The organism is Halomonas sp. BC04, from assembly GCF_000568385.1.
The window spans coordinates 1-17696 of record NZ_AZQX01000055.1; the positions used below are offsets into that span (position 1 = coordinate 1).

The window sequence follows — 17696 nt, forward strand, 5'->3', positions numbered from 1 at the left end:
CTGATCGCGACGGCCATGGGCCTGTTCGCGGCTATCCCCGCCGTCATCTTCTACAATCGCCTCTCCTCCGAGTCGAGCCGGTTGTTGGGCAAGTACGAAGACTTCGCCGAGGAGTTCCACTCCATCCTGCACCGTAATCTGCAGGGACGCAGCGAAGCCGGCGCTGCCTGAAGGAGCCGCACCCATGCAAGGACCTTTCAATCGTGATGGTCGGCGCAAGCCAATGGCCGAGATCAACGTGGTGCCGTTTATCGACGTCATGTTGGTACTGCTGGTGATCTTCATGATCACCGCCCCGATGCTGACCCAGGGGGTGCAGATAGAACTGCCCCAGGTGACCTCCGAGCCCATTGACTCCGATGAGGAGAACGAGCCTATCGTGGTATCGGTGGACCGGGAGGGTGAGTATTTCCTGATGGTCGGCGGTGACGAAATCCCGGTCGGGCTGGATGAGCTCTCCGACAGGGTGCTGATCCTGCTGGATCGTCGGCCAGGCTCCCCGGTCATGGTGCGTGGAGACCGTCAAGTGCCCTACGGCCAGGTCGTGAACCTGATGAGTACCCTGCAAGTGGCCGGCGTGGCCAATGTCGGGCTGATCTCCGAACCACCGCCGCGTGATTGAGGAGAAAGATAACGCCATGGCTCGAGATGACCAGCGCGCGCCCACACAGCCGTATCGACCCGTTGGCTATGGGCTGCCAACGGTTCTCGCCGTCGGCCTGCACGTCCTGGTAGTGGTGCTCAGTGTGGTCACGCTACCGCAGCGCCAGCCGGAAGCCCCCCAGACCAGCTCCATCGTACAGGCAACGCTGGTCAGCACCGAAACCACGACGGATCAGGCGCAGCGTGCAGAGGAAGCCCGCTCACGGGCAGCGGCCCGCCAGGCCGAAGAGGAGGCTCAGCAGGCCGAGGCCGAGGCTCGCGAACGCGCCGAGGAAGAGCAGGCTGCAGAAGAAGCCGCTCGCCAGGCTGAACAGGAAGCCGCTGAACGTGAAGCCGCCCGTGAAGCCGAGGCGCGCCAGCGGGAAGAAGCACGGGACGCCGCAGAAGCGGAAGCCCAGCGACGTGCCGAGGAGGCCGAGCGCCAGGCACAGCTGCGGGAAGAGCAGGAAGCTCAGCGGCAGCGCCAGCAGGAGGAGGCTGCCGAGGCGCAGCGTCAGGCCGAAGAGGAAGCCCGCCGCCAGGAAGCCGAAGCACAACGCCGGGCTGAAGAAGAAGCCCGCCGCCAGCGGGAGGCTGAGGAGCAGCGCCAGGCTGAAGAGGAAGCCCGTCGTCAACGGGAGGCCGAGGAGCAGCGCCAGGCGGAAGAGGAAGCCCGCCGCCAGCGGGAGGCCGAGGAGCAGCGCCAGGCRGAAGAGGAAGCCCGTCGTCAACGGGAGGCCGAGGAGCAGCGCCGCCGTGAAGAGGAGGCACGACGAGCTGCGGAAGAGGCCAGCCAGGGCCTCGATCGCGCCATAGAGGGGGAGAGCGAAGCCGTAGCCAATGCGCGACAGGCCCAGGAGGCGGCCAACAGCTTCATCAACCTGGTGCGAAGGGCGGTAGAACAGGCCTGGGTGATTCCCCCGGGTGCAACAGGAAACCTGGAGGCCACTATTCAGGTCCAACTGGGACCCTCTGGCGAACTGTTTGGCACTAGTATTATCCAGAGCAGCGGTGATAGCAGCTTCGACCGCTCTGCCATACAGGCAGTGGAAGCCGCCGCACCGTTCGGGGAGCTGCGCGAATTGCCCGCTACGGCGCAGCGTGACTTCCGACAATTCAATCTGCGGTTTCGACCGGGAGATGTACGTTGATGAAAGCCCTGATGATGACTTGGCTGAGCGCCCTGCTACTGATGTTCAGCACGCTGGCACAGGCCGACCTGACCATTGAGATCACCCGCGGCAGCGACCGTGCTACACCCATCGCGGTGGTTCCTTTCGCCGCCGATGGCGAAAGTCTGCCCGAGGATGTAGCCCAGATTATCAGCGATAATCTGCAGCGAAGCGGCTACTTCGAACCCCTTGACCGCCAGGCGATGTACGACCGGCCCAGCAGCGGCGACGAGGTCCAGTTCGGCCAATGGCGCGGACTGGATGTGCGCTACCTGGTGGTGGGACGCGTCAGTCGCGAAGGTGACGGTTACCGCATTCGCTATGAGCTGATGGATGTCAGCGGCTCCCGCCGCATGTTGGGTGAAAGCGTGACCGCCAGTCGCAACGAACTGCGGGGCGGTGCACACTACATCAGCGATCAGATATTCGAGGCCGTTACCGGCATTCGAGGCGCCTTCTCCACTCGTATTGCCTATGTCACGGCCCAGGGTGCCGGCGACGACATGCGGTTTGCCCTTTATGTTGCGGATGCCGATGGGCACAACAGCCAGGAAGTTCTGAGTTCGCGGGAGCCGATTCTCTCACCGGCCTGGTCGCCGGATGGACGCAAGCTCGCCTATGTCTCGTTCGAAACAGAGCGACCCGCCATCTATATCCAGGAACTGGCGACCGGGCAGCGGGTCAGGGCGACGTCCTTCGAAGGGATCAATGGCGCCCCCGCCTGGTCGCCGGACGGACGCAGGCTGGCCATGGCGCTGTCCAAGGACGGCCAGCCGGAAATCTACATCATGGACGTGGCGTCGCGGAACTTCGAGCGCATCACGAACAACAGCAATATCGACACCGAGCCGAGCTGGTCGCCGGACGGGCGTAGCCTCCTGTTCACTTCCGACCGCAGCGGTGGTCCCCAGCTCTATCGCTATACGCTGGGCAGTGGCGAGATAGAGCGGCTGACGTTTACCGGCAACTACAACGCACGCGGGCGCTTTGCTCCCGATGGTGAATCCATTTTCCTGGTGCACCGCAGCAGCAATGGCTACCAGATCGCCAGGCAGGACCTGGGGTCGGGTCGGCTGGTCGTCATCAGTGAATCCCGCTGGGATGAATCGCCCAGTGTTTCACCCAACGGGACCATGGTAATCTTTGCCACCCAGCAAGGTAACAGCGGGGTATTGGGGGCGGTGTCGGCTGACGGACGTGCTTCCTATCGGCTGCCATCGGCACAGGGTGACGTACGCGAACCCGCGTGGTCACCGTTTCTGAATTAATGCTCTATGATCCGTGTCATTTGAATCCTTCAAGGAGTTTGACGATGCAATTCAAGTCGCATGCCAGGAGCCTGGCGCTCGCCCTTTCTCTGGCGCTCGTGGCCGGCTGTTCCAGCACCGGTGGAACCCAGGACGGGTCTATGGAGGGCACCCGCAACGGCGGAGTCGGTACCGGCGCAGCAGGTAGCGGGCAGGTCAGCGGTACTGGTGTCGGTGTCGGTGCCAATGGCGATCGTGCCGGTCAGCAGGCCGACGGCCGCATCCCCGAAGTCCGTACCATCTACTTCGACTTCGATCGCGACAATATTCGCCCTGAATTCGAATCGGTGCTGGTGGCCCATGCCCGCTACCTGCGCTCCAACGGCAACGCTCGCGTCGTGCTGCAAGGCCACACCGACGAGCGTGGCACCCGTGAATACAACATGGCCCTCGGTGAGCGTCGCGCGAACTCCGTGAAGCGTTTCCTTGAGGTTCAGGGTGTCTCTCCCTCCCAGTTGGAAGTTGTCAGCTATGGTGAAGAGCGCCCGGCAGTGCGTGGCAACAATGATGACGCGTACGCCCAGAACCGCCGTGTGGTCTTCGCCTACTGATCGAGCCGGCGCGATGGTGCGCCAATGGAGTCGAACATGAGACACAGTCTGAAAAGGCTGTGCGGCGCGGGAGCCTGGTGCTCCCGCTGTCCGTGATGAGCCTAGCCTTTGCACAACAGCGCCCCGTGGTCGAGGACCTCACCGCCTCTCCGTCACGCTCCTTCATGGATCAGGCGGAAGTGCGCGAGGAGTCCCGGGGAAGCCTTGTCATTTTCAACCAGGTGGAAGAGCACCAGCGTGAAATCCAGCAGCTGCGCGGCCAGATCGAAGAGCTGCGCCACCAGCTGGAGCAACTGCGTAACCAGACGCGCCAGCAGTACCTCGATCTCGACGAGCGCCTGATGGCCGGCAGTGCCGGTATCGAAGCTCGCCCGGAAGTCGACGAGGAGTCCGCTCGCCAGGTCGCCGAAGCCCCCTCGCCAAGTGGAGTAAGCGCCGATGCCCAGGCCGCCTATCAGGACGCATTTGCCAAGGTGCAGGCACGCGAATTCCAGGACGCCATCCGGTCCTTCGAAGCCTTCGTGGCTGACCATCCTGACAACAACCTGACGGCCAATGGCCATTACTGGCTGGGAGAGCTCCACTCCGCCGAAGGCAATCTGGCCGAGGCCGAAGCCGCCTTCCAGCAGGTCATCCAGAACTACCCACAGAGCAGCAAGCTGCCCGATGCCCTCTACAAGCTCGGCCTGATCAAGGCCCGCCAGGGAGAGCCCGGCGAAAGCCGTGAATTGCTGGAGCGGGTGAGGGATGACTACCCCGACAGCAGCGCTGCCAGTCTTGCCAATGATTTTCTACGCCAGTCCCTGTAAGGACTGGCCCCGCCCGAGGAGCCGTGATGAGCTGCAGGATCGACTACCAGGCGCCAGCCGATCTGCTTGAAGGACGTGTCATTCTGGTCACCGGGGCCGGTGACGGTATCGGCCGTGCGGCCGCCCTGGAGTTTGCCCGCCATGGGGCCACGGTCATACTGCTGGGGCGTACGCTGGGCAAGCTGGAAAAGGTGTACGACGAGATCGAGGCAGCCGGGCACCCTCAGCCCGCGATCGTGCCGCTCAACTTCGAAGGCGCCACGCTGAAGGACTACCACGACCTGGCGGAGATGCTCGACAAGGAGTTCGGCCGCCTCGACGGCCTGCTGCACAATGCGAGCCTGCTGGGGCGGATAACCCCGTTCGAGCAGTACAATCCCGAGCTCTGGGAGCAGGTCATGCAGGTCAATTTCAACGGACCGGTATGGATGACCCAGGCACTGTTGCCGCTATTGCAGGCATCGAAGGACGCCTCGTTGGTCTTCACCTCGTCCAGCGTGGGGCGCAAGGGGCGTGCCTACTGGGGGGCCTACTCGGTCTCCAAATTCGCCACCGAAGGTTTCATGGAGGTGCTTGCCGACGAGGTCGAGCACATCGGCACACTGAGGGTCAACAGCCTCAACCCCGGTGCAACACGCACGACGATGCGGGCCAATGCCTACCCGGGCGAAGATCCCGAGACCCTGCCCACGCCAGAGGCCATCATGCCCACCTACCTGTGGCTGATGGGCCCCGACAGTCAGGGCCATAACGGCGAGCGTTTCGACGCGCAGCCCCCGAAGTCCTAGCCCCTGACGTCATGATCTGGGCTGGATACCGCGCGAGATACCGGAATCAGAGCGCGGGGGAGGGAAGCAGAGTGTCAACCAGCGCCGTGCTGGTCTCGAACCAGAGATCGGCCGGCCAGTCGCGATAGTCGTCCCCTTCCTCGATATAGCCGTAGCCCACGGCGATGGCCGGCATGCCCGCGGCGCGCGCTGCCTGCATGTCACGCAGGTGATCGCCGATATACCAGCACCGCTCCGGCGCTACATCAAGTGCCTGGGCGGCGGCCCACAGCGGCTCGGGGAATGGCTTCTTGACGGGAAGGTCATCGGCACAGAGAAGGGCGCCGGGCATCAGGCCCAGGGCGTCGATCAAGGGCGCCGCATAGGCGCGGGGCTTGTTGGTGACGATACCCCAGGGCCGGCGCATGGACTCCCAGCTCACCAGCAAGCGATCCAGCGGAGGAAAGACCCGGCTCTCTTCCGCCACGGTCTGGCCATAGGCCGCCAACAAGAACTCACGGGCTTCCTCGTGGCCGTGGTGGGTCTTTTCCAGCCCCAGCGCCAGCATGACCAGGGCGCTACCGCCATTGGAGACCTGGGCGCGAATCACCGGATAGGGCAGGGGATCCAGCCCATGGTGGGCACGCAGGGCATTGGTGGCGCGCGCCAGATCGGGGGCGGTATCGACCAGGGTGCCGTCGAGGTCGAACAGCAGCGCATCCGGCAGCTGCATCAGGTTGTCTCCCGGCGGCAGTGCATCAGGTAATTGACCGAAACATCCTGTGCCGAGAGCCGATAGCGGCGGGTCAACGGGTTGTAGACCAGGCCGCTCTGTTCGCGCACTTCCAGGCCCGCTTCCCGGCACCAGCCGGCGAGCTCGGAGGGACGGATGAACTTGCGGTAGTCATGGGTGCCGCGGGGAAGCATATTCAGCAGGTATTCGGCTCCGAGGATCGCCAGGGTATAGGCCTTGGGGTTTCGGTTTAGCGTCGAGAAGAAGACGTGTCCGCCCGGCTTGACGAGGGTGGAGCAGGCGCGAATCACGGAGCCGGGATCGGGCACATGCTCGAGCATCTCCAGGCAGGTCACCACGTCGAACTCGCCGGCATGTTCAGCGGCCATTTCCTCGGCGCTGGCTTGACGATAGCTCACCTCGACACCGCTTTCCTGGGCGTGAAGCCGGGCCACGCCGAGGGGCGCCTGGCCCATGTCAACGCCGGTGACACGCCCCCCCCGGTGGGCCATGGCTTCGGCAAGGATACCGCCTCCGCAGCCAACGTCGAGGACCTGGCGTCCCGCCAGGCCACAGCGCGCATCGATGAAATCCAGGCGCAGCGGATTGATGTCATGCAGCGGCTTGAATTCGCTCTGCGGGTCCCACCACCGGCTGGCCAGTGCCTCGAACTTGGCAATTTCGGCCTGATCCACATTGTGGTGATGGAGGCTAGCGCTCATGGTATATCTCCGTGTGAATTGGTCGGCACCCTGGCAACATTCAGTACCTTCGGTATCATGCACTATTGTACCCGCAGCAACCCGGGCTTTCCCATGACGGAATCATCGGTGGCCCGGGTGTATCATGATTTCAACCGACTCAAGCGACAAGGAAGGCACAATGATTCGCAAGGCTGTTCTCCCCGTGGCCGGTTTCGGAACACGCTGCCTGCCGGCCTCCAAGGCGATTCCCAAGGAGATGATCACCATCGTCGATCGCCCTGTGATCCAGTACGTGGTGAATGAAGCCGTCGCCGCCGGGATACGCGACATCGTCCTGGTGACACACGCCAGCAAGAGTGCCATCGAGAACCACTTCGACAAGCACTTCGAGCTCGAAGCGAGCCTCGAGGCCAAGGACAAGCAGGATCTTCTCGACGAGCTGCGAGCCATCGTCCCCGAGGACGTCAACATCATCAGCGTCCGCCAGCCCGAGCCCCTGGGCCTTGGTCATGCGGTGCTCTGTGCCCGCCCCGTGATCGGTGACGACGAGCCCTTTGCAGTGCTGCTCCCCGACGTCCTGGTGGATGACGATGGCCTCGAGCACAACGACCTGGCCGGTATGATCGAAGCCTTCGAGGCCAGCGGTCGCTCCCAGCTGATGGTGGAAGAGGTGCCATGGGAGAATGTCCATAAGTATGGCATCGTGGATCCTCGGGGCGGTGCGCCGTCAGCGGGGGAATCCTGTCCGTTGAATGGCGTGGTCGAGAAGCCGTCGCGCGACGAGGCACCTTCCAACCTCGCCGTCATCGGTCGCTATATCCTGCCGGGCAGCATCTTTGCCCTCCTGGCGAAAACGCCTCCCGCGCCGGCAATGAGATCCAGCTCACCGATGCCATCGAGACGCTGCGCCAGACCGATGGCGTCGACGCCTGGCGAATGCGGGGCAAGACCTATGACTGCGGCCATCAGCTCGGCTATCTCGAAGCCACCCTGGTCTATGGCCGCCGCCACCCGCGCTTCGGCGAGGGCTTTCGCGCACTCCTCTCCCGCTATAGCCAGCCGGAGTAACCGCCATGCGACTCGAGATTCATGGAAGTGAGCTGGCTGCCGCCACGGCTGCCGCCGCCCTCTCCTGGGTAGGGCATCAGGTGCACTGGGTGCCCCATGCCTCGATGCCCTGGCCCCGCCTGCTGGAAGCCGACTGGTTAAGACGCGAGCCTGACCTCATGGCCGGCCTTCAAGAAGGGCGTGAGCTCGGCACCCTGACCGTAGAGGGCAGTGACACTCCGCAACCGGGGGCCATCGATATCCTTTGGCTCGCCCTCTCTCCCGAGCAGCGAGAAGAGGCCGGCAACCTGGTGGAACAGGCCGCCGCAAGGCACGGCGGCACGCTGATGCTGGTCAACAACTCCACCTTCCCGGTAGGTGAAACCGAGCGCCTGGAGTCACGGCTGGGATCGCCGGAGCGCTGCGCCGTAGCCCTGGTCGACATGCTGGAGGAGGGGCGCGCCTGGGCAAGCTTTACTCGCCCCAGCCGCTGGCTGCTGGGCTGCGATGACGATCGCGCCGAAGCCAGGTGCGTGAATTGCTACGCGCCTTCAATCGGCGTCGCGATGTTGTGCAGCGCATGCCGCGCCGAGCGGCCGAGCTGACCAAGCTGGCCACCATCGGCATGCTGGCGACGCGGATCAGCTACATGAACGAGATCGCCGGCCTGGCCGATAGTCTGGGCGTGGACGTGGAGCATGTTCGTCAGGGCATGGGGGCCGACTCGCGCATTGGCTACGAGTACCTGTACCCGGGTTGCGGTTTCGGCGGACCCAACTTCTCACGCGACCTGATGCGGCTGGCCAATGTCCAGGAGGCCAGTGGCCGCCATTCGGCACTGCTGGAGCAGGTACTGGATATCAACGAACAGGTGAAGGAGACGCTGTTTCGCAAGCTCTGGACGCATTTCCATGGTCGGCTGGAAGGGCGCACCCTGGCCATATGGGGCGCCGCCTTCAAGCCGGGATCGGCACGCATCGACCATGCCCCCGTCTTGACGCTGCTCAAGGCTCTGTGGGCTCAGGGCGTCAGGGTGCGGCTGCACGACCCCGCCGCCACGGCAGCGCTGCGCGCCGAAGTCGGCGACCATCCCCTGCTGGAGCTGTTCGATACCGACCCCTACGCTGCCTGCGAGGGTGCGGATGCCCTGATGCTGGTCACCGAATGGAAACACTACTGGAACCCGGACTGGGCCAGGCTCGCGGGACAGCTTCGTGAGGGCCTGCTGCTGGATGGTCGCAATATCTACGACCCCTCCCATGTGGCAAGCTGGGGGATTTCCTACCGAGGCATCGGTCGGCGTGCCGATCCCGCGCAGACTTCTTCGCGTTGAGGTAACAGCGTGCGTACAGGCTGTTTCCCTGCTTACAATGGGGCGCCTGCCGCCTTTGCAGAAAGGAGTTTGCCATGCCAGACGCGCGTCCGCCCGAGCGACGTCCCATCGTCCCCGACCCGGACACCAGCCTGACGCGGGCACGGCGGCCATCTCAGCCGATGCCCAGGCTCTGGCCGCTGCGGCTGATTGTGTTCCTGCTGGTCATTGCCCTTGGGGCGGTGACCTGGTTCGCCTGGCAGGAACATCAGCGCTTCGAGGATCAACTACGTCAACTGACCGGTGAAATGTCCAATGTCCATGCCCGATTCGATGCCGAGGAGGCAGGGGCGACCGCCTGGAAGGTATCGAGTCGCGCCTGACGACGATGGAGAATCGCAGCGAGTCCCTGGCTGCGCGCACGGCGAATCTGGAGTTGGAATTTGAGCAGGCCCCCGACATCGATGAGTCCCGGCTGGATGAGCTGGACGATCGCCTCGCTGGTGTTGCCGCGCAGTTGGAGGCCATGGCCGAGGAGGCGGCCTACCGGGAAGCCCTGTTGAGCGCTACCCAAGTGTCGGTGGATGCGCTTGAGCGGGCCGGTGAAGAGGGGCGCCAGGCGCTGGCCACCCGAATCGAGACGGTGGCCGATACAAGCCAGCGCACCGCCGAGCAGCTGTCGGAATGGCAGGGACGCTTCGATGAGCTGGGCGACATCCGGCAGGATGTACAGGCCGCCCTGGCGGAGGAGTTCGCCGATCGCGACGGGCAGCTCCAAGCGCAGCTGGAGCAGGAGATGGCGGCACTGCATGCGGATATCCAGCGCCAGGAATCCGAGTTGACCGGCCAGCTCGAGAGCGTGGCCGAACGTATCGATGCCTTGAACGAGGATCTGGATGGCCTTGCATCAGGGCAGCAAGCGCATCTGGAAACGGTTAGCGGACTGCAGAACAGACTCACCGCCATGGAGGCTGAATTGATCGAGCTGCGTCAGACCCAGCTCGCACTCAGCGCCGGGTTGGAAGCCCTGCAGTAATGCCATCAGGTGGGATGCCAGTCCGCCGGGTGGATTGGAGCCAGTCAGGAAACCGTTGATATGGGAAAGCGCGTAACTGCATGCCTTGGGGCAGTGCTCCTGTGCCTGGGCCTTGGCCAGGATGCACTGGCCCTCGAGGCCCGTATCGACGGGCTGGAGGGCGATGTCGCCGACAATGTTCGCCACTACCTGAGCGGCCTCGATGCCGAGCAGTATGCACGCCTACGTCTCGAGGGCGAGGTATTGCGGAGGACTCGTGAAGCCATGCGGGTCTATGGCTATTATGAGCCCCAGATCCACCAGCGACTCGACGAGCGTGAGCCGCCCCGTCACGTCGATCTGGTTATCGAGCCCGGCCCCCAGGTCATCATCGAAGTACTGGATGTTCGCCTTGAAGGGGATGCAAGGGACGATGCCCCTTTCCGCGACACGGTCGAGGCATTCCCGCTGGATGTTGGCGACCCGCTGCAGCATGCCCCCTGGGACAGAATGCGCAATCGCCTCGCCAACCTCTCCCTGGAGCGGGGCTACTTCGACTGGCGCTTCACCGACAGGCGCATGGAAGTCCGTCCCTTCGACGAGAGTGCGCGCCTCTACCTCGCGCTGGACAGCGGCCCGCGCTATGCCTTTGGCGATGTGACCATACGGGGGAGTCATATTCTCGAGGAGCGGCTTCGCCAGATGACACCCTTCACGCCGGGGGAGCCATACCTGGCCGGAGATGTGGCGCTCTATGCCCAGCGTCTGGGCCAGGCGGGCTGGTTCAGCTCGGTCAGCGTACGCCCGCGGCTGGACAGCCGCCGGCAGCTGGCCCTTCCGCCATCCGAGCTGGGTTGGTGGAATGAAGTGGGCACCCAGGGCGAGGCGACACTGCCCGACCCTTCGCCAATGCCCTCGCTGCAGACTGCCGACGGTCCGCGGCTAACCGACGAGGCGCTCGCCGCCGTTACCACCCTGCATCGACCCGAACGCCCCGTCATGCCGATCGATGTCGTGCTGGCCCCGGCCGACCGGCATCAGTTCGAGGTCGCCGTGGGTTATGCCACCGACGTGGGACCCCGGCTGGGCTTCGGCTGGGAGCAGCCCTGGATCAACCGCTACGGTCACAGCCTCGACCATGACCTCTTCATCTCTCAGCCGGAGCAGCGCCTGACCGGTACCTACCTGCTACCGCTGGACGACCCGCTTCGCGACCAATATCGACTGCAGTACGGCCTGCGTCATCGGGACCTGGACGATACGCGCACCATCGAGAACACGATCGAACTGGCGCGACGTTGGGAGTTCGACAACCGCTGGGTACAGACCGCCTACCTCCGCGCCACCTACGAGGACTTTACCCAGGGCGGGGAAGCCGACAGCGTTCTCATCTACTACCCCGGGGTAAGCTGGTCGCGTACCCGGACTCGCGATCCTCGCTTTCCCAGCTGGGGGATCGTCAACGAATCGCCTTCGAGTACTCCGACAGCATGTGGGGTTCGGATGCCGACTTCCTGCGCATGACGGGCGATACCGAATGGATTCGCATGCGGGGCAGCAATCTTCGTTTCGTGAACCGCCTGGGCATAGGTGCCATAGAGACCAATGATTTTTCCAAGGTACCGCCATCGCTGCGCTTCTTCACTGGCGGCGACCGTACGGTACGTGGCTACGGTTATGAAACCCTGGCTCCCCGAAACGAAGAGGGGCGTCTGCGAGGCGGCCAGCAGTTGCTGACCGCCAGCACCGAAGTGCAACGCCGTATTACCGGCAACTGGTGGGGAGCCGCCTTCATCGATGCCGGTGACGCCTTCGACGACTGGGGGCCCGACTCACTCAATACCGGGGCGGGCCTCGGGGTCCGCTGGATTTCACCCGTCGGCCCGGTACGTTTCGATGTCGCCCACCCCTTTGACGACGAGGAGAATGCGTGGCGCCTTCATTTCGCCATCGGCCCGGAATTTTGAGGACCCGTCTGCTGTTCTGGTCACTTGTTCGCCTGCTTTTCGTACTGCCTCTCTGGTTGCTGGGCTGGGCCATCCTTGCGCTGGGTCTGGCGCTGTCGCCATGGGGTGCTGGGGTGCTGCTGGAACAGGGGGCCGAACGGGGCTTCTACCAGTTGGAGGATGCCGAAGGCGCCCCCCTCGACCGGCTGGTCCTGTATAACCTGGCCCTGGAAGCAGGGCCGGTAACGGTGTCGCTGCAGCGCCTGGACCTGGCTTGGGCCGATGATTGCCTGCTCCGGGGCCGACTGTGCATCGAGCATCTGACGGTCGAAGGGGCCCGTATTCAGCTTCAGGCCGCGGAACCAGACCAGCAACAGCAAGATGAGAGGGCGCCTGCAGGGGAGATTCGCCTGCCGTTCCCGGTGGAGATACGCGCCCTGTCCCTGGTCGACGTGGAGCTGGAACTGGCAGACGGCACACGCCTCGTTTTCGATGACTTCCGCTCGGCCGCCAGGGCCAGGGCCTCCGAAATCGAGTTGCTCACCTCCCGGTTGGAAGGTCTTCATGTTTCACTGCCCGCCTCGCCGGGCAGCGAGCTGGCCCCGGCCGCCACCGAAGATGGCACTCCACGCCTTGGCGCGCCAGCCGTTGACGCCGCCATCGAACTGGCGGAGACCCCACCGAGCGCTGAAGAAGCCGGAGATGAAACCATCGCCGCCGAAGGGGAGACGATTCAACTGCCCCTGGCTGTGACGGCCCCTGACCTGCAGGTCGTCGACACGACCGTCACCCTCGGAGATGGCACTCGCATCGAGCTCGATACGTTCACGTCGGGTATCGAGGCCGCCCAGTCCCACCTCAGCCTGTTGCCCACACGCCTTACCGGCCTGCGCATCCAGCTACCGCTTTCCCCGGGGGCTCAGTTGGCCCTGGATACAACAGCGACCGGCGAACCTCGCCTGTCAGCGGACGCCATCGATAGCTCGCTGGCCTTGCTTCGCCGTTTCCAGCCGTCATTGCCGCCGAGATCGAGGCTGGTCTGGCGCTGGCCCAGCTCGAGCGCATCGCCCTTCCGGAGATTCACCTCCCACTTTCGGTGTCGATGCCCCATCTCAGGCTCGAGCAGGTTGAGCTGACCGGCCCCTTCGACTATGCGATCCGACACCTGACCCTGGGTCTCGAAGCCAGCGGTCAGGAAGTCGAGGTGACTTCCCTCGATCTCGCGACACTGGATGTCGATGCACAGCTCACGGCCAGGATTCACCTGAGGGACGACTATCCTCTCGCAGCGCGGCTGCATACCACGCTATGGCTACCGGAGATCATGCCTGAGCTTGCCGGCCAGCGACTCGACCTGCTGTTGAGTGGCAGTCTTGGCGATCTGGAGGCCGAGCTGTCTGCCACGGGCCCGGTGAACGCCGAGCTGGGGGCTCGTCTCGATGTACTCGAGCCGACCCTGCCCTTTACCGCCTCGCTGGAAAGCGACCTGCTGCAGTGGCCATTGCCAATGCGCCTGGCCACCGAAGTGCCGGAAGACCTGGAAGACGTGCCGGTCGATCCCTACCTGGCCGAGGATCTGTCGCTGCGACTGTCGGGCAGTCTGCTCGATTACAGCGCAGCCCTTTCCATGCGGTTGGAAGGCCCCGAGATACCCCGCACCCGTGTTGCCCTGTCAGGCAGCGGCGATTTTGAACACTTCTCCTGGCTGCCCCTGTCGTTGACCCTGGGCGATGCCTCGCTGGTCACCCGTGGCCGGGTCGACTGGGCCGATGGGCTCGATGTCGGTGCCGTCGTTCGCCTGGACAACGTCGACCCCGGTGCCTTCACCGACGCCATCGAGGGACGCTTGAGCGGCGATATCGAAGTGGCATTTGCCTTGGGGCCCATGGCTGGCAACTTCGTGTGCCACGGTTCGATATCGGGGGGGAGCTCCAGTCGCTGCCGATGTCGTTGCAGGCGCGCCTCACCGGCGACAGCGAGATGCGCTGGGAAATCGATCGCTTCGACTTCCGCCAGGCCGACAATCGACTCTCCGCCAGCGGCGCGGTGACCGAGCAGAGGATGAGCCTTGACGGAGAGATCGACCTGCCCGATCTCTCCAGCCTGCACGACGACCTTGGCGGTAGCCTGGCAGGACAATTCAGTACCTCGGGAAGCCTGGAGGCGCCCGAGGTCGACATCGAACTCCTCGGGGATAGCCTGGCTTTTGGCGACAACCGCCTGGACAGCTTGCAGTTGGCGGGGCGCATCCGGGGGCTGGACGACCCCGAGCTCGACCTGAACCTGGCCATTGAACGCCTCAACGCCGGCGGGCAGCGCTTCAGCGAGCTATCACTCGCCCTCGACGGTCGCCTATCGGACCACGGGTTGACGGTGAGCGCCATCGCCGGGCGCGGCATGCCATTGTCACAGGCCTCTCTGGTGCTCGAGGGCGGGCTCTCCCAGGACCGGCAGCGCTACACGGGTAGTGTTTTCCCACTGGAAGCGCAGACGGAACATGGCGATATCCGCCTAGAGCAACCCCTCGCCTTCAGTGCCAACCTGGAAACCGGAAGCGCCAGCGTGCAGCCGTTCTGCCTGCTCCGTGAACAGGGGGGCAGCCTCTGTCTCGATGAAACGCTGCAAGCCAGCGCCGAGAGCGGCGATGCCTCTGTCTCGGTTCGCGCACTGCCTATGGCAGTTCTGGATGAGTGGCTGCCAGAAGAGTGGCGCGCAACGGGCCAGACCGATATGGAGCTACAGTTCCAGTGGAGAAGGGGAGGTGATCAATGGCGCTTGCAGAGCGACCTGGCTAGTGACCTCTCGTTGGAAGGCCTGGATATCTACGGACAGCCATGGTCGCTAGCGGACACTCGACTGAATGTGACCCTGTCAGCCGACCAGGACAGGGCCGACGTCAACCTGGACTTGCGTCTGGCCGATGCCGGTCGCATTCGACTGAGCGTGGGACTGGATGACCCGGCAGGCGACGGCGCCATGGAGGGCACCCTGACCCTGGATACACTCGATCTGTCCCGATATCGTACCCTGGCCGCCGGCATGGACACCCTGGAGGGGGTCATCGATGGGCGCGTGGATATTTCGGGTACGGGCCAATCCCCGTTGCTGAATGGTGCCCTTGAGCTGAGCGGCCTGGAGGCGAGCGGTATGGACATACCCCTGATCATCGTGGATGGCCGCATCCGGGTAGAGCTCGACGGTGAGACCGCCCGTATCATGGGGTATGTGGAAGCCGACGATGGACGCCTGGTGATCAACGGCGATGCTGCCTGGCCTTCACCGGACGACTGGCGAATCGGGATCGATCTGGACGGGACGCGGCGACCGCTGCTGGTGACGATGCCCGAGTTCGGGCGGTTGCGCATCGCGCCGGACCTGAATGTGCGCATCGATCCGAGTCGACTGCAGGTACGCGGCGCGGTTCAGGTCCCCTGGGCACGGCTCGAGATTGGCGATAGGCCGCCGGCTGCCGTCTCACCCAGCCCCGACGAAATCATCATCACTCGTCGCGATGAGGCCCGGGCCAGACGGGCCGAGGAACGGGAGGGCGAGGCTGCTGCCGTGGCCTTGCAGCGAGCCGGCATGTCGCTGGACGTTCGCATCGACTTGAACCTGGGCCCGGACATGCAGTTCGAGTCCCGCGGGCTCGAGACAGGCGTTCGGGGTACGCTGCAGGTGCGCCAGCAGGATGGTCCTGTACAGCTGTTCGGTGACGTCATCCTGACCGAGGGGCGCTTCCGTGCTTTCGGCCAGGACCTGATGATCCGACAGGGACAGCTGCTCTTCAGCGGTCCGCCGGATCAGCCTCTGCTCGATTTCGAGGCCATTCGCAACCCCGACCTGACCGACGATGGCGTGATTGCGGGGCTTCGCGTCAGCGGCTTTGCCGCCGAGCCGAGCCTGGAGATATTCTCCGAGCCGGCCATGGATGAAGCCAGTGCCCTATCCTACCTCCTGCGTGGGCGGGCGCCACGAGACGGCGATGCCGACGGCGCCCTGACGGCGGCGCTGGTCGGCCTGACCCTCGGGCAGACCGGCGGGGCGGTGGGAGCTATCGGCCAGGCCTTCGGCATTGATGACCTGGCGTTGGAAACGGCCGGCATGGGTGACGAAAGCCAGGTGGTGGTGACCGGCTATCTGACCGAGGATCTTCGCATCAGCTATGGCGTCGGTATCTTTTCGCCCATCGCCGAGCTGACCCTGCGCTACACCTTATGGCGAAACCTTTATGTGCAGGCCGTTTCGGGTGCGGCGCAGGCGGTCGATCTGGTCTATACCTTCTCCCGCCCGGGGAAACCTCCGCAGATCAATAGCGGTCAATAGTCCAGGTTCAGATACGATAGTCCCTCGACCACAGAGCGCCCAAGCTCAAGGAGAGAGAAGATGATCATCGACCCCGCCCGTGCCTTGCCCGGCCGCGAGAGCCCGCTTGCCGTATCGGGCATACATGTCGTCAACGGCCGCTCCATGCTGCCACCTTTCCCCGATGGGCATGAGGTCATCGTGCTGGGGCTGGGCTGTTTCTGGGGGGCGGAGCGACTGTTCTGGCAGCTTCCCGGGGTATATGTCACCGCCGTAGGCTATGCCGGCGGCATCACACCCAACCCCACCTATGAAGAGACCTGCAGCGGCATGACCGGTCATGCCGAAGTGGTGCGCGTCGTCTTCGATCCCGCCGAGGTCGATGTCGACACGCTGCTGCGGACCTTCTGGGAAGCGCATGACCCTACCCAGGGGATGCGCCAGGGCAATGACGTCGGGAGTCAGTACCGCTCGGCAATCTATACCACCGGTGACGCACAGCAGGTGGCAGTCAAACGCAGCCGAGACATCTACCAGTATTCCCTGACACAGGCCGGGCAGGGCAGCATCACCACCGAGATCGCTCCGCTCACGGCCTTCTATCTGGCGGAGGAGTATCACCAGCAGTACCTGCACAAGAATCCCGGCGGCTATTGCGGCCTGAGGGGCACCGGTATCAGCTGCCCGATCGGGTGAGGTGGGGCCCGGCTCGGCCAGGCCAGGGAATCGTCGGACTTGTCCATGACATCAACTCCTGCCTGACTCGCCGGGCAAGCCAGGGCTCCAGCCGCCCATGGCGCCACTCCATGAAGCCCACATGCCCGCCGTGCCGGGCGATTTCCAGATGCACGGCTGGAGAGGGGGCGGGCAGGCGCTCGAAGAGGCTGGCCGGCATGAAAGGGTCGTCATCGGCGTGCAGGATCAGGGTAGGAAGCTCGACGTCATCCAGCAGGGGCCCCGCGGAAGCGCGTTGATAGTAGTCTTCGGCCCCGTCGAAACCATGTAGCGGCGCTGTCACGGCATCATCGTAGGCACGCAGGCTGTCCAGATTGGCCAATCCACTGGCATCGAGGGGCAGTGACAGCAGGCCCCGCTCAAGCTTGTCCCTGACCTTGCGCTTGAGCGAACCTAGCAGGTGCCGCTCGTAGACCCGGGAAAACCCCAGGTGGAGCCGGTCGGCACTGGCCGCCAGATCCAGGGGGGCACTGATCACGATGGCGCCCGCCAGATCCAGGCCATCTCCCCCCTGTTCGGCCACCAGCTTGAGCAGCATGTTTCCGCCCAGCGAGACGCCGGCGGCCACCTTCAAGGCCTTGGGGAAACGGTGTGCGAGCTTTCCGAAGAGCCAGTAGGCGTCGGCGGTATCGCCGCTGTGATAGGCCCTCGGCA

General features: G+C 64.3%; 17 protein-coding genes and 2 pseudogenes. 16 read left to right on the forward strand and 3 right to left on the reverse strand.

Features of this window, described 5'->3' with window-relative positions:
• The 7 genes from Q427_RS04155 to Q427_RS04185 all read left to right on the forward strand — a co-directional run.
• On the forward strand, positions 1-171 hold a 171-nt coding region (locus Q427_RS04155; RefSeq protein WP_043511295.1), incomplete at its 5' end, for a MotA/TolQ/ExbB proton channel family protein.
• 13 nt (positions 172-184) lie between these two features.
• On the forward strand, positions 185-622 hold the full coding sequence (gene tolR / locus Q427_RS04160; RefSeq protein ID WP_043511298.1) for a protein TolR: 438 nt from the start codon (positions 185-187) through the stop codon (positions 620-622).
• Positions 623-638: 16 nt separating this feature from the next.
• Positions 639-1793 (forward strand): cell envelope integrity protein TolA, encoded by a 1155-nt coding sequence (tolA, locus tag Q427_RS04165; RefSeq protein WP_043511299.1) that lies wholly within the window; start codon positions 639-641, stop codon positions 1791-1793.
• Positions 1793-3082 (forward strand): Tol-Pal system beta propeller repeat protein TolB, encoded by a 1290-nt coding sequence (gene tolB, locus Q427_RS04170; protein WP_043511300.1) that lies wholly within the window; start codon positions 1793-1795, stop codon positions 3080-3082. The genes tolA and tolB overlap by 1 nt, the downstream gene beginning before the upstream one ends.
• A 44-nt stretch (positions 3083-3126) precedes the next feature.
• Complete coding sequence (gene pal / locus Q427_RS04175) at positions 3127-3672, forward strand: peptidoglycan-associated lipoprotein Pal (RefSeq protein WP_043511301.1); 546 nt, start codon at positions 3127-3129, stop codon at positions 3670-3672.
• A gap of 95 nt (positions 3673-3767) precedes the next feature.
• The gene (ybgF, locus tag Q427_RS04180; RefSeq protein WP_051496117.1) at positions 3768-4481 is read left to right on the forward strand and encodes a tol-pal system protein YbgF; all 714 of its coding nucleotides are present in this window, start codon (positions 3768-3770) and stop codon (positions 4479-4481) included.
• A 26-nt stretch (positions 4482-4507) separates the two neighbouring features.
• The gene (locus Q427_RS04185) at positions 4508-5269 is read left to right on the forward strand and encodes a YciK family oxidoreductase (RefSeq protein ID WP_043511302.1); all 762 of its coding nucleotides are present in this window, start codon (positions 4508-4510) and stop codon (positions 5267-5269) included.
• A gap of 46 nt (positions 5270-5315) precedes the next feature.
• On the opposite strand, the gene Q427_RS04190 is transcribed toward Q427_RS04185, so the two are convergent.
• Both Q427_RS04190 and ubiG read right to left on the reverse strand, forming a co-directional pair.
• A complete protein-coding gene (locus tag Q427_RS04190) occupies positions 5316-5981 on the reverse strand; it encodes an HAD-IA family hydrolase (RefSeq protein WP_043511303.1) in 666 nt (221 codons plus the stop codon).
• A complete protein-coding gene (gene ubiG, locus Q427_RS04195) occupies positions 5981-6703 on the reverse strand; it encodes a bifunctional 2-polyprenyl-6-hydroxyphenol methylase/3-demethylubiquinol 3-O-methyltransferase UbiG (protein WP_043511304.1) in 723 nt (240 codons plus the stop codon). The genes Q427_RS04190 and ubiG overlap by 1 nt, the downstream gene beginning before the upstream one ends.
• 160 nt (positions 6704-6863) lie before the next feature.
• On the opposite strand from ubiG, the pseudogene galU reads away from it, so the two are divergent.
• The 9 genes and pseudogenes from galU (at position 6864) to msrA (ending at position 17003) form a co-directional block, all read left to right on the forward strand.
• Positions 6864-7753: pseudogene (gene galU / locus Q427_RS04200) on the forward strand (UTP--glucose-1-phosphate uridylyltransferase GalU).
• A 5-nt stretch (positions 7754-7758) separates the two neighbouring features.
• A pseudogene (locus tag Q427_RS04205) lies at positions 7759-9065 on the forward strand (UDP binding domain-containing protein).
• 74 nt (positions 9066-9139) lie between these two features.
• Positions 9140-9427, forward strand: a complete 288-nt coding sequence (locus Q427_RS04210) for a hypothetical protein (RefSeq protein ID WP_043511305.1) — start codon at positions 9140-9142, stop codon at positions 9425-9427.
• A 5-nt stretch (positions 9428-9432) separates the two neighbouring features.
• Positions 9433-10080 carry a hypothetical protein gene (locus Q427_RS04215; RefSeq protein ID WP_043511306.1) on the forward strand — a complete coding sequence of 216 codons (648 nt, stop codon included), beginning with the start codon at positions 9433-9435 and terminating at the stop codon, positions 10078-10080.
• 60 nt (positions 10081-10140) lie between these two features.
• Positions 10141-11583: an autotransporter assembly complex protein TamA gene (locus Q427_RS04220; RefSeq protein ID WP_331280538.1), complete on the forward strand. Its 1443-nt coding sequence runs from the start codon at positions 10141-10143 to the stop codon at positions 11581-11583.
• Positions 11550-12026: an autotransporter assembly complex protein TamA gene (locus Q427_RS35990; RefSeq protein WP_331280539.1), complete on the forward strand. Its 477-nt coding sequence runs from the start codon at positions 11550-11552 to the stop codon at positions 12024-12026. Before Q427_RS04220 ends, Q427_RS35990 begins: the two co-directional genes overlap by 34 nt.
• The gene (locus tag Q427_RS31000) at positions 11990-13141 is read left to right on the forward strand and encodes a hypothetical protein (protein ID WP_155833453.1); all 1152 of its coding nucleotides are present in this window, start codon (positions 11990-11992) and stop codon (positions 13139-13141) included. The genes Q427_RS35990 and Q427_RS31000 overlap by 37 nt, the downstream gene beginning before the upstream one ends.
• Before the next feature lie 766 nt (positions 13142-13907).
• A complete protein-coding gene (gene tamB / locus Q427_RS36710; RefSeq protein WP_197030505.1) occupies positions 13908-16328 on the forward strand; it encodes an autotransporter assembly complex protein TamB in 2421 nt (806 codons plus the stop codon).
• Positions 16329-16388: 60 nt separating this feature from the next.
• Complete coding sequence (gene msrA, locus Q427_RS04230) at positions 16389-17003, forward strand: peptide-methionine (S)-S-oxide reductase MsrA (protein ID WP_043511307.1); 615 nt, start codon at positions 16389-16391, stop codon at positions 17001-17003.
• On the opposite strand, the gene Q427_RS31985 is transcribed toward msrA, so the two are convergent.
• A partial coding sequence (locus tag Q427_RS31985; RefSeq protein WP_043511308.1) for a YheT family hydrolase occupies positions 16984-17696 on the reverse strand: 713 nt, incomplete at its 5' end. The two genes, msrA and Q427_RS31985, sit on opposite strands and share 20 nt — an antisense overlap.